The following is a 12,801-nucleotide window of genomic DNA, read 5'->3' as shown; positions in this document are numbered from 1 at the left end:
GAATTCGTTTTTCGGGGGCAAGCTCAGCCGGAGTGCATCAAACGGTTCAAAAACACCGAACCCGAAGCGCCAGCGGCATGCCTGTGCAAAGAAAGTGACTGCCGCCCCGCAGAGGGGCGAAGCTAATAAACCAATATCAAAGCAAGTTTCATAGAAGCCGAAGCGCATCAGACGGTTCTACAAACCCTAAACCCGAGCGCCAGCGTTCCGCCTTGTACTAAGAAAGTGACTGCCGCCCCGCCAGGGGCGAAGCTAATAAACCAATATCAAAGCAAGTTTCATAGGAGCGCAAGCGCATCAGACGGTGTTCACAACCCCCGAACACCCCCCGTCCAAGCGCCATCACCCATCACCGATCGCTATCATCAACCTCGAGCACGAGCGGAAAGCTCACTTCAAACACACTGCCGTGCCCTTTGTAGGATTGAAACTGAAGTTCCCCCTTGAGCGCCCGCGAAAGCTCCTTGACGATGGCAAGCCCGAGCCCCGTCCCGGGGATATCCGCGGCCGCTGCGCGCTCGAACTCCTCGAACACGCGCTCCTGGTCCACCGCGCTGATGCCGACACCCGTGTCGGCGACACGCAACCGCCAGCGCCCCTCACCCGCTTCGAGCATCGAAAGCTCGACCTCGCCCGAGGCCGTGTACTTGATCGCGTTCGACAACAGGTTGTAGGCGACCTGCTTCAACTTCAGCCGGTTCGACGTCACCATACGAAGCCCAGGATCGATCTGTCCGGTCAGCCGCAGTCCCTTCGCCTCGCTCGCAACGCGGCTCGCCTGCATCAGTTCGTCGAAGAGCCCGGTCAGGTCGAACGGCTCGACCGTCAGCATCGAATCGTCGCCGAGCACCTTCGAATACTCGACCATCTCGTCGACGAGCATCGCCATGTCATCCACCTGGCGTTTCGCGAGCGCGAACGCCGTGTCCTTCTTCGCAGGCGAACGCTCCGCCAGCTGCAGCGCGGTGGAGAACACGTTGAGAAAATTGCGCAGGTCGTGGGCGACGCGGCGCGCCACCTGCATCCGCGATTCGTAAAGGTCGCTGATCAGCCGCTGACGCAGCGTCAACTCGTGGTTCGCGCGCTCCAGCCTGCCCGTGTATTCGTCGATCTTTCGATCGCGCTCTGAAACGGCCTCGCGAATCGACGCCAGCGTGACGAAGCTCACCACCTCGTCAGTCATGAGCCGCGCATGCTCCTCGGATTCGCGGTTGAAGTCGTCATGCCCCGACGCATACTCGCCGATCGCGGCGAGCAGCACCTGGCGAAACAGATCGAGCTCGCGCACGAGCTCGTCGATCCGGTAGCCCTGCTGCCAGCGCCATTGGCCATGCTGGCGCGCGCTGCGCTCGATCGACCCTTCCTGATTGCGCAGGTTCTGCGACTCCAGAACGGTGCAGATTTCGTCGAAGATGGACGGCAGGTGATCGGCAAGCTGGCGATAGGTAAGCTGATCCGAATGCTCGACTTCGGCGTCCCCGAAGACGAGCTTCATCCAGCGTTCCGTCAGCGTCTTCTGCTGCGAACGCAGCGCCTCGACCAGTTCTTTCAATCCGCCGACAGGTGAGTCGTTCATGGCCGGTTCCCCGCAGCTGGGCGCCAGGCGACAGCGCCGCATGTTGGTCAGATGACGTGTGTTCCTCCGGACAAGGCTTCTGTGACGGCTCTGGGCTTGCTCGCACCGGTTCCGAAAGTATAGGCCCAGGCGTTGTGCAAATGCACGCCACCGCCCGCCGCGCCGCCAGGACGGGCGAGCCCGGACGGCGCGGCGGGAACACGCGCACCTCGAGTGCGTCCTGAAGTGCGTCCTGAAGTGCGTCCTTAAGCGCGTCCTTAAGCGCCTCCTTAAGACGGCCTCAGGACGACACGGCGAGCGGCAGGGTCGCGACGAAATACACGAGGCCGATGGTCGTGAAGCCGCATAGCACGAGCGCGGCCGAGATCGCGGCGAACAACGCGCCGAGTCCGAGCGTTCGCTTGCTGACGCGCCATTTACCTATGTTCATGACGAGGGCGGATTGAAGTTTCGCATTCCGTCATGGTGTTGAAAGCGCCATTGCGGACTCGTCAAGATCACGCGGCCGTCCGCAAAGTTTTCATATAAATTCAGTGCGCGCGGCCGCGCTCGCGCAAAAGCTGCACGAACTGCCGCGCCGACGGCGACAACACCCCGCCCTTGCGCGTGACGATGCCGTAGGTCTGCGACTTCGACTTGAGCTTCACCGGCAGCACACGCAGCATCCGGTGGCGCGCGAAAAGTTCGGCCACGCCGCTCGGCAGGATCGACACCAGTTCGGCGCTCCGCTGCAGGAGCGCGACCGTGACGAACGTCGACGCCGTCGTGATCCGGTTCGCCGGCATCGGCAGGCCGGCCAGGTCCATTTCGCGCTCGAGCAGCGCGTTCATCGGCATGTAGCTCGGATAGGTCACCCAGCGGTGGCCGGCGAGCTCGGCGAAACCGACTTCGTCGGCGGACATCGGCGGATGGTCGTACGCCACCACCACCGACAGCGGCTCGTCGCCAACCGGCTGGTAGTGATACTTCGACGGCTGGTCGGACACGCTCGCGCGGCCGATCACGAGGTCGAGCCGGCCGTCGTCGAGCAGCGTGAGCATGCGCGCGCTCGTGTCCTCGACGATCTCGATCGACAGCCCCGGATGGCTCGCATGCAGTTCGTTCACGATCGGCGCGACCACGTTCGGCACCGCGCCCATGATCGCGCCGACCGCGAGCCGGCCGCCCGTGCCCGCGCGCATCTGCGCCACTTCCTCGCACAGCGACGCGAGGTCGCTCGCGAGCACGCGCGCGTAGCGGATCACGCAGCGGCCGAACTGGTTCGGGATCAGCCCGCTCTTCGCGCGCTCGAAAAGCGGCGCTTCCAGCATGGTTTCGACTTCCGCGAGCGCCTTGCTGGCGGCGGACTGGGTCATGGACATCGCGCCGGACGCCTTGTGGAGCGACTTGTGATCGTCGAGCGCGATCAGCAGCTGGAGCTGCTTCATGCGCAGGCGCGACATCAGGACATCGAGCGTATTCTTCATCGGAGCGCCGCGAGCAAGGCGGGTGAGTCGCAAAAGCGATCACCCGATGGAAAGCTTTCACTATACACGGCGGCGCTCCCGGCCGTATAGTCGGGCGCAGCCTATATAAGGAGACAGCTTTTCATGGCGCAGCAAATCTATCGCGGCGTGTTCCCGGTCGCGCCGACCATTTTCGACGACGCCGGCCGCCTCGACCTCGAAGGCCAGAAGCGCGCGATCGACTTCATGATCGACGCCGGCTCCGACGGCCTGTGCATCCTCGCGAACTTCTCCGAACAGTTCGCGCTCACCGACGACGAGCGCAGCGCCGTGCAGAAGACGGTGCTCGAACACGTGGCGGGCCGCGTGCCGGTGATCGTCACGACGACGCACTTCAGCAGCCACGTATGCGCCGAGCGCAGCCGCGCCGCCGAGGACGCGGGCGCGGCAATGGTCATGATCATGCCGCCGTACCACGGCGCGACGATCCGCGTCGCCGAGCGGGGCATCCACGAGTTCTACGGCCGCGTGTCGGATGCGATCGGCATTCCGATCATGATCCAGGACGCGCCGGTCTCCGGCACGCCGCTCTCCGCGCCGTTTCTCGCGAAGCTGGCGAAGGAAATCGCGAACGTCTCCTATTTCAAGATCGAGACGGCGCAGGCCGCGTCGAAGCTGCGCGAGCTGATCGAGCTGGGCGGCGACGCCGTGGTCGGCCCGTGGGACGGCGAGGAGGCGATCACGCTGATTCCGGATTTCGACGCGGGCGCGACCGGCGCGATGACGGGCGGCGGCTATCCGGACGGCATCCGCAAGATCGTCGACGCCTACGTTTCCGGCCACACCGAAGAGGCCGCCGCGCTCTACCAGCAGTGGCTGCCGCTCATCAACTACGAAAACCGTCAGTGCGGCCTCGCCGCATGCAAGGTGCTGATGAAGGAAGGCGGCGTCATCCGCTCGGACGCCGTGCGCCATCCGCTCGCACCGATGCACCCGGCCGTGCGCGCGGGCCTGCTCAAGGTCGCGCGCCGGCTCGATCCGGCCGTGCTGCGCTGGGGCAAGTAAGCTCCCGGCCATCGGCCACGTTTCTTACAGGGAAAAAATCCACATGCAAATCTCAGGCAACCTGCTCATCGGCCAGAAGGCCGTGCGCGGCACGAACGGCTCCATCCGTGCGGTCAACGCCGCCACCGGCGCGCCGATCGAGCCCGCATTCGGCGGCGCCACCGCCGCCGACCTCGAAGCGGCATGTGCCCTCGCATGGGCCGCGTTCGACGCCTATCGCGAAACCCCGCTCGAAGCGCGCGCACAGTTTCTCGAAACCATCGCGCAGAACATCCTCGACCTCGGCGACGACCTGATCGAGCGCTGCGTAACCGAAAGCGGCCTGCCGCGTGCGCGAATCGAAGGCGAGCGCGGGCGCACCGTCGGCCAGCTGCGCATGTTCGCGGGCGTCGTGCGCGACGGCGACTTCCTCGGCGTGCGCATCGATCCGGCGCAGCCGGAGCGCAAGCCGCTGCCGCGCGTCGACCTGCGGCTGCGCCACGTCGGGCTCGGCCCGGTCGCCGTGTTCGGCGCGAGCAACTTCCCGCTCGCGTTCTCGGTTGCGGGCGGCGATACGGCGTCGGCGCTCGCCGCCGGCTGTCCGGTGGTCGTGAAGGCGCATTCGGCGCATCCGGGCACGTCGGAACTCGTCGGGCTGGCGGTGCAGAAGGCGGTCAAGGATTGCGGCATGCCGGAAGGCACGTTCTCGCTGCTCTTCGACAGCGGCCGCGAGATCGGCCAGGGGCTCGTGAAGGATCACCGCATCAAGGCGGCTGGCTTCACCGGCTCGCGCGGCGGCGGCACGGCGCTGATGCAGCTCGCCGCGGCGCGCCGCGAGCCGATTCCGGTCTACGCGGAGATGAGCAGCATCAACCCGGTGCTGCTCTTTCCGGCCGCGCTGAAGAATCGCGCGGACGCGATCGGCCGTGCATTCGCCGCGTCGCTCGTGCTCGGCGCCGGGCAGTTCTGCACGAACCCCGGGCTGATTCTCGCGGTCGACGGCCCGGACCTCGACCGCTTCATCGAGGCGGCGTCGGCGGCACTCGCCGAGACTCCCGCCACGACGATGCTCACGCCCGGCATCCACAAGGCCTACGAGACGGCGGTCGGCCGCGCGGCGGATCACGCCGCGGTGAAGACGCTCGCGCGCGGCGCGGCGGCGAAGGCGTCGAATCAGGGGCAGGCGGCGCTCTTCTCGACCACCGCCGATGCCTTCCGCCAGCACGCCGAGCTGCACGAGGAGATTTTCGGCGCGTCGTCGCTCGTCGTACGCTGCCCGGACCTCGCGACGATGCGTGAGATCGTCGAAGCGCTCGAAGGCCAGCTGACCTCCGCGCTGCACATCGACGAAGCCGATCACGCCGACGCCCGCGCATTCCTGCCGGCGCTCGAGCGCCGCACCGGCCGCCTGCTGGTGAATGGCTTCGGAACCGGCGTGGAAGTCGGGCATGCGATGGTGCACGGCGGCCCGTATCCGTCGACCGCCGACGGCCGCTCGACCTCGGTCGGCAGCCTCGCGATCAACCGGTTCCTGCGTCCCGTCAGCTATCAGGACATGCCGGAAGCGCTGCTGCCTGCGGCGCTGCAGTCGGAGAATCCGCTCGGGCTCAACCGGCGCCTCGACGGAAAGCTGCAACTCGCGAAGTAAGCGCGCGGCGCTCGGCGGGCGTCTGCCCGCCGAGCGCTTCTCAAGCCTGCGCGGCCATCGGAAACGCGGCCTGCTCCGTCCACGGGACAGGCCGCCCGATGTGAAATCCCTGCGCGTAGTCCACGCCCAGTTCCCCCAGCACCCTCAGGATTCCGTCGCTCTCGACGTATTCCGCAATCGTCCTGCATTTCATCGAATGGCCCATCTCGTTGATCGCGGCTACCATGTCGCGGCTCACGGGATCGTTCAGGATGTCCATGACGAAGCTGCCGTCGATCTTCAGGTATTCGACCGGCAAGTGCTTCAGATACCCGAACGACGACATGCCCGCGCCGAAGTCGTCGAGGGCAAAGCGGCAGCCGAGCGCCTTCAGTTCACGCATGAACCGCGCCGCCGACGCCAGGTTGGCGATCGCCGCCGTTTCCGTGATCTCGAAGCAGATCAGCCCCGGCGAGACGCCCGTGCGCGCGAACTGCTCGCAGACGAAGCCGAGGAAGCGCTCGTCGCCCACCGACGCGCCCGACAGGTTGATCGCGTACACGTCGAAGAGCCGGTGCCGGGCCCCCGACAGCGCGTCCAGCGCGGTGCGGACCACCCAGCGGTCGATGGCGGTCATGAGGCCGTAGCGCTCGGCGGCGGGCACGAACAGATTCGGCGCGATGGCGGCGCTGCCGGGCTCCTGCATCCGCAGGAGCAGTTCGGCCCGGCGCGGCTCGCGCGTCTCGTCATCGCCCGCGCCGCGCCCGCCCGGCGGCGCGACCGGCACGATCGGCTGCGCGTAAAGGCAGAAATGCTCGTGTTCGAGCGCCTTTTTCAGCCGCCGTCCCCACGACACCTCGCTCGCATGCCGCGCAAGCTCGTGGTCGCGCAGGTCGGCCACCTGCACGCGGTCACGCCCGCGCTCCTTCGCCATGTAGCAGGAGACGTCGGCGAGGCGCAGCGCTTCCTCGACGCTCATGCGCGCATCGCGCAAGTCGACCACGCCGACGCTCACGCTCGTCGCGAGCGGCTGCGCCTCCCAGTTGAACACGAAGTCGTTCAGGCACGCGCGCACCTGCTCGGCCAGCGCCTCGATGCCGGCCGTGTCGTAGCCGTACAGCAGCACGGCGAATTCGTCGCCGCCGAGCCGCGCGAGCGTGTCGCCGCCGAGGATGCAGCGTTCGAAGCGCGCCGCGACTTCGCGCAGCATCGCGTCGCCGGCGGCGTGGCCGCAGGTGTCGTTGACGACCTTGAATCGGTCCAGATCGAGAAAGAGCAGCGCCGAGGCCGCGTCTTCCCGCCCGCGCGCGCCGCCCGCGAGCGACACCGCCAGCCGCCGCTCGAACTCCGCGCGGTTCACGAGGCCCGTCAGCGCGTCGTGCGTGGCCTGCCAGGCGAGGCTCTCGATGTACTCGTGCTCGCGCGTCATGTTGCGCAGGATCAGCACGAAGCCCATGTCGCCCGACGCGCGGCCTGCATCGCCCGCTGCGTGCGCGGCCGGAGCGCTGATGCGCGAGCTCACCGCCTGCACGTAGATTTCCTCGCCGTCGCTGCGTTGCAGGAGCATGTCGGCAGGCTGGCCGATCTGCGCCTGCGCGAGCGGGTCCGCCGGCGCGCGGGCTGGCTCGTGCAGCAGGCGGAACGCGTCGGCAAGCGGCCGGCCGAGGCACGCTGCGGCCGGCTGGCCCGCGATCCGCTCGGCGGCCGGGTTGATGAATTCGATGATTCCCGAAGGCCCGGTCGCGATGACCGCCTCGCCGATCGAGCCGAGCGTCGCCTTGGCGCGCGCCTCGCTCTGCGTGAGCGCCGCCTCCATCCGGCCGCGCTGCCGCACGAGGCGCCGCACGTGCACGCCGCACAGCAGCAGGAGCGCGAGTGCCGCGCCCAGATCGACGGTGAGCAGCAGCGACGCCGTCTTGCGGAACGCCTGCCCGAGCACGGCCGAAAAGCCGAGCGACAGCGGCGTGATGGCCGCGTTGATGTCGCGGATCTGCCGCCTGAGCGCATCGACGCTGCCGTGCGCCGCCGCCCCTCCCGCACTGTCCTTCAGTTGCGCATGCAGCGCCTGCGCAACGCGGTCGAGGCGGGCAAGCTCGACGTCGGCGCGCGCCCAGTAGTCGATCGCCTCGCGGAAATAGCCGACGTGGCGGAAGGTGCGGAATGCCTGGATCATGTCCGCGACATCGGCCGAATGCATGCCGCCTGCGATCAGCGCGTCGCGGGCGGCGGCCGTGTCGGGCGGCACGCGCTCGAGCGCGACGCGCGCGCGGTGCAGGCTCTGCGGGCCGCCGATTGCGGCGAGATACTGGCTGAAGTCTTTTTCGTCGGCGGTGCTGGCGTAGAGATCGAGGAGGAACACCGCGTCTTTCTGCGCTTTCGACCAGGTGCTCTCTCCGCCGATGTACGCGCGCACCGACGACATGACTTCGATGCTCGACATCGCGAGCGCGACCACGACGAGGATCACGGCCAGGAACGGCCAGATGACCAGGATCAATTGCGCATTACGGCCCCGCGACGGACTTTCCATGCACTGCCCCCGTGCCCGGCCGGCGTTCGCGCGACACGTTCTCCGTGCGAGACAGGACGCGCGCTCCGGTGGCTTTAGTTGTAGTTCTGAGTGCTTTCGGCTGTTCTTTTGCCGCGGCCCCTCGCGGCGTGGCAGCCATCGTAGCAAAGGACCGTTCCATCTCAAATAGGTAAGAAGCACCGTAGGACAAAAATCGGACAATTTCAAAATCGGCACTCTTTACGCTGCTTTTTGGCAACGATCTATCGGCGGGTGTTCGCGTGATCTGGATGCGGGCGTATGCGGTTTCACCGGATTCGTTTCGCTGTCTGAAACGATTGCGGGCGACGCTCGGGCGTCCTTCGGACGGCGGGCACATCCGCCTTGTCACGAATGCGCTTTCCTGCGTGCGCAGTTCGTCTCCCTCCGCCAGATGCCCCTTGTCGTTTTTTGACTAAGAATTGGCGCTTCAAACGGCATCGGACGCCCACACTGTCGAAAGCACCGTGCGCGGGGCAACACTGCACGTCCGGCGTCTTGGGACGATGCGTGGCGTGCCTCGCAAATTGCTCTGACGAAACGATCGCGAAGCGATGAAAACGGCGAGCGGAGGCGGCCGCAAGCACGCGATTTCCTTTGCTGCAAGCGGGTTTTTGCTAGGTACGAAAGGCGATTGACGTTCCAATCGAGTTGACACATATTTGATTCGTCGCTTCCCTCGGCGCCGTGCGCGCATCAGGGAGTACGAAGGATTGCTGCTCGCGAGTCGCATCGCGGCGTTCCGCGCGATTCCCCGCCTGGGCGGCTTGGACATCGCACATGTCCTTCGAGGGCTTCAGCATGACCACCCGTCTGACTTTTCCCGCGTCGATCTTTTCAGTGGTTTGCCAGCGCTGCGGCAGCACGCTGCGCAAGAACGCCGACAGCTGCCCGAACTGCGGCGCGGACCGCGCAGCCGCCTTCGGCGAAGACAGTGCGAAGCCGGGCACGAAGCAGCGCGCGGGCATGTTCAGGCGGGCAGCGGCACCGGCGATGGCGTCCGCGGCGGCAGGCGCGGCGGCCGATGTGCCGCCTTCGTCCGAGTGGAACGCCCCGCCGCCCCAGAAGGAACCCGTGCGCCCCAGCTACGACGAACCCGACGAAGACGTCGAGCCCGAGCCCGAGGGATGGAACCGCCGCAAGACTGCGATCGCGGGCGTCTGCGCGCTGGTGCTCGCAGCCGGCGGCTTCGTGTATTTGCAGCAGGACAGCACCGGCAGCAGCGGCGAGAACGAGGTGGAGCCGTCCACGCAGCACAGCGCTTCGGGGCCTATCGACTCGAAACCCGATTCAAGACCCGACTCGCACCCGGGCGGCGGTTACGCGGCGGCCGTGCGGCCCGCCGCACCGGTCACGCCCGCTGCGCCGGTCGCGCGCGTCACGCCCGCGACACCGGCGACGCCTGCGCCGAGCGTCGCGGCCATCGAGAAGAAGAGCCAGCCCGACAGCCGTCCGGTGCCGTCAGGCGACAGCATCCAGGCGATGCGCAGCGCGATGGACCAGCACGACCTCGGCGCGGCGCGTGCGCGGTTGAGGAGCATGTCCGCGTTGCAGCAGGCCCGCTCCGACGTGCAGCGGCTCAGGGACGAACTCACGAAGCGCGAAATCGAACGCGACGCCGCATTGCAGCTCGCGCGCGCGTGCGAGCGGACGTCGGCATGGGCCTGCGTGCAGCAGAACGCCGGTGAGGCGCTCGCGCTCGACGGCAGCAACACCGAATCGCAGGCCATGCTGGAACGCGTGATCACGCATGCAGGCTGGCTGATGGCAGCGCCGCCGCTCGCCGCGCTGAAGAGGACGCCCGAGACGCCGCCTGTGACGGCCAACGCGACGCCGCCCGCAGTACCGCCCGCGACGGCCGCGACAGCCGCGACAGCCGCGCCATCGCCGACACAGCCCACACCGCCCGCGACCGCAGCCGCAGCCGCACCTGCGGTGACGCCGCTGGCCACGCCGCCAGCGAAGACCGCGGCAGCGCCGTCGAAACCTGCGGCCGTGCCGTCGAGACCGGCGACATCGGCTGGCAACCGGTCGTCGGCCACGACAACGGCCGCGACGCGCGCGCCCGTACCCACGCCTGCCCCGGCGCCGACCCGCGCCGTCGTGGCCCCGCCGCTGCCCGAATCCGACACGCGCCACTTCGCCGCGGTCCCGCACGCACCGGCCACGACCGCCACGATGATGATGCCGGGAACGGACACGTCGCCGGCCATGGCTGCGACACCCCCGATTCCCGCGCTGCCTTCGATGGCCGCCGCGCCCGCGACGACCACCCGCACGACGATGCCCGTGACCACGGCGACCACCGCCACGCTGCCCTCGACCGCGACGGGCGTCACGACGTCGATTCCCGGCGTACCCGCAACCCCGCCGACGACGGCGAACGCGACGGCGCGCACCGCGATGCCCGCGGCCACCACGACGCTGCTGCCCGGAACCGCGACCGCGACGCTTCCTGCGACGGGTCCGTCGCCGATCGCGACTGCCCGCGCGACACTGCCTGCCATGGGCACGGTGCCGGGCACGGCCACCACGAGCACGATGCCTGCCACGACAACGCCCGCGGCAACCACGGCAGCCACCGCAACCACGATGGGCACCACCGCAGCGACGCCCGCGACCGCGCCACCGCCAGCGGCCACCGCGCGTACCACCGCCCCGGCGGCCACGACCACGGTCATGACGACGGCCGCCCCGTCGCCGACAGCCACCACCAGAGCCACGCTCCCGGCAGCGACGACGACCACGGCCATGCCGGCAACCGCCCCCTCACCGACGGCCACGGCCAGAACCGCCTTGCCTGCAACCAGCGCAACCACCGCCGCCACCGCCACCACCGCGACCACGACGCCGCCTGCGGCCACCGCCAGAACGACTGCCCCGGCACCCGCGGTGACCGCGACGCCAGCCGCCGTCACGCCGGGCGCAGCGACGCCTCGGACTGCTACGACCGCCGCGGCCACCTACGGCCCGTCGGCTGCGGCCGAGCCGCGCACCGCCACGCGCATGCCGGCCACCGACACGGACAACCCCGACGAACTCGAACGCGCGATCAAGCAATTCGGCTGGAGCGGCGGAGACACGATGCCCCGGCGTCGCGCCGAGCCGACCGGATCGCCCTGAGCGCCCGTCGCGCGCCGTCCGCCTCGGAGCCCGCGAGGCCCGGCGCGCGCCCCCTCGACGAGACGCCACCCACGATCGCCGCCGCAGCACCGAACATCGAACGCGCCACGACGCGCGAGTTTCGCAACACCCGTCCAACTCCGACATAAAGGGTCAAACATGTTCTCGACGAAATTCATGCGCTCAGCACTCGCCCTTCTCGTTTCGTTCGGACTGTGCGGTGCCATGGCGCAGACAGTCGCCGCGCAGGTGCAATACAAGATCGTCACCGGGCCCGAGCGCGGCACGTATATCCAGATCGGCCAGGACCTCTCGAAATATGTCGCCGATCCGGCGGGGATCGAACTCGAAGTGCTCGCGTCGAAGGGATCGGCCGAGAACGTGCAGCGCATGCGCTACGAACCCGGCGTGAAATTCGCGCTCGTGCAGTCGGACGTGTATCAGGCATACGTCGACATGGCGACCTCCGGCAACACGGACGCGGGCAAGATCATCCAGCCGCTGCGCCTCATCATGCCGCTCTACGACGAGGAGATCTATTTCGTGGTGCGCTCGGATTCGCCGCTCAAGTACATCCATGAAATCAAGGACAAGAGCATCAGCGTCGGGCTGATCGGCAGCGGCACCGCGCAGTCGGCGGCGACGCTCTACCGGCTCATGTTCGGCGAGTCGATCCCCGACCAGAACGCGCAGCACTTCAGCAACGAGGACGCGCTCGCGAAGCTGATCGTGCGCAAGATCGATGTGGCGATCGTCGTGGCGGGGCAGCCCGCGAAGCTCTTCCAGGACATGAACCCCGAGCTGCTCCAGCAGATCAAGCTGCTGCGCCTCGACCCGGGCGCGCCCGAAACCACGCGCGCGAAGCAGACGTACTTCCCCGCGACGATCCGCACCACGAGCTATCCGAACTGGATTCAGGAAGACACGCCGACACTCACCGTCAAGGCGTTCCTCGTGACCTACGACTACGGCCTGCGCGGCACGGTCGGCGCGCTGTCGAAGTTCGCCGATTCGCTTTGCACGAACTTCGACACGCTCCAGGCAAACGGCCATCCGAAGTGGAAGCAGGTGCATCTCGAATTGCCCGCGCTCGGGCGCGGCTGGAAATACTATCCGCCGATGGAAAAGCGCCTGCGCTCGTGCATCGCGCACCGCACGGCGCTCGCGGACGCGCCGCCGAAGCGGGAGCGCGCATCGCGTCGCGAGCAGCAGGAAGCGGTGCAGAAGGTGCGCAAGCCCGCGTGCTCCGCGCAGGAGAAAGTGCTGCTGCTGTGCGATTGAGCGCTGATCGGACGCGGACGGTCGAACCGGTGCGTGCGCGTGCCGGTGCGCGGCTCGGGGTTGGGGGCGAAATTTGAGACGCGGCCTTGAGTCTTGGGCCTTGAGTCTTGGGCCTTGAGTCTTGGGCCTTGAGTCTTGGGCCTTGAGTCTTGGGCCT

8 protein-coding genes are annotated in these 12,801 nt (G+C 67.8%); 4 read left to right on the top strand and 4 right to left on the bottom strand.

The window, feature by feature from the left end:
* Nucleotides 1-349 precede the first annotated feature (349 nt).
* From BG61_RS36430 to BG61_RS36425, 3 genes are all read right to left on the bottom strand, one after another.
* Complete coding sequence (locus BG61_RS36430; RefSeq protein WP_035928179.1) at nucleotides 350-1,576, bottom strand: sensor histidine kinase; 1,227 nt, start codon at nucleotides 1,574-1,576, stop codon at nucleotides 350-352.
* A 280-nt stretch (nucleotides 1,577-1,856) separates the two neighbouring features.
* Nucleotides 1,857-2,006, bottom strand: a complete 150-nt coding sequence (locus tag BG61_RS43075; RefSeq protein ID WP_158447187.1) for a hypothetical protein — start codon at nucleotides 2,004-2,006, stop codon at nucleotides 1,857-1,859.
* Nucleotides 2,007-2,106: 100 nt separating this feature from the next.
* Nucleotides 2,107-3,042, bottom strand: a complete 936-nt coding sequence (locus tag BG61_RS36425) for a LysR family transcriptional regulator (RefSeq protein WP_035928177.1) — start codon at nucleotides 3,040-3,042, stop codon at nucleotides 2,107-2,109.
* Nucleotides 3,043-3,165: 123 nt separating this feature from the next.
* On the opposite strand from BG61_RS36425, the gene BG61_RS36420 reads away from it, so the two are divergent.
* Nucleotides 3,166-4,086 carry a dihydrodipicolinate synthase family protein gene (locus BG61_RS36420; protein ID WP_035928174.1) on the top strand — a complete coding sequence of 307 codons (921 nt, stop codon included), beginning with the start codon at nucleotides 3,166-3,168 and terminating at the stop codon, nucleotides 4,084-4,086.
* Nucleotides 4,087-4,129: 43 nt separating this feature from the next.
* Nucleotides 4,130-5,713 (top strand): aldehyde dehydrogenase (NADP(+)), encoded by a 1,584-nt coding sequence (locus BG61_RS36415; RefSeq protein ID WP_035928171.1) that lies wholly within the window; start codon nucleotides 4,130-4,132, stop codon nucleotides 5,711-5,713.
* 40 nt (nucleotides 5,714-5,753) lie between these two features.
* On the opposite strand, the gene BG61_RS36410 is transcribed toward BG61_RS36415, so the two are convergent.
* Entirely contained in the window at nucleotides 5,754-8,222 is a 2,469-nt protein-coding gene (locus tag BG61_RS36410) for a putative bifunctional diguanylate cyclase/phosphodiesterase (protein ID WP_035928167.1), read from the bottom strand.
* 798 nt (nucleotides 8,223-9,020) lie between these two features.
* Here BG61_RS36410 and BG61_RS43070 point away from each other — a divergent pair.
* A complete protein-coding gene (locus tag BG61_RS43070) occupies nucleotides 9,021-11,363 on the top strand; it encodes a zinc ribbon domain-containing protein (RefSeq protein WP_161783727.1) in 2,343 nt (780 codons plus the stop codon).
* 225 nt (nucleotides 11,364-11,588) lie between these two features.
* Nucleotides 11,589-12,644, top strand: a complete 1,056-nt coding sequence (locus BG61_RS36390; RefSeq protein WP_051673035.1) for a TAXI family TRAP transporter solute-binding subunit — start codon at nucleotides 11,589-11,591, stop codon at nucleotides 12,642-12,644.
* Nucleotides 12,645-12,801 lie beyond the last annotated feature (157 nt).

It is taken from the genome of Caballeronia glathei, from assembly GCF_000698595.1.
Lineage (GTDB): Bacteria > Pseudomonadota > Gammaproteobacteria > Burkholderiales > Burkholderiaceae > Caballeronia > Caballeronia glathei.
The sequence above is the reverse complement of the archived record's forward strand: the minus strand, read 5'-3'. Positions and strand labels throughout refer to the sequence as shown.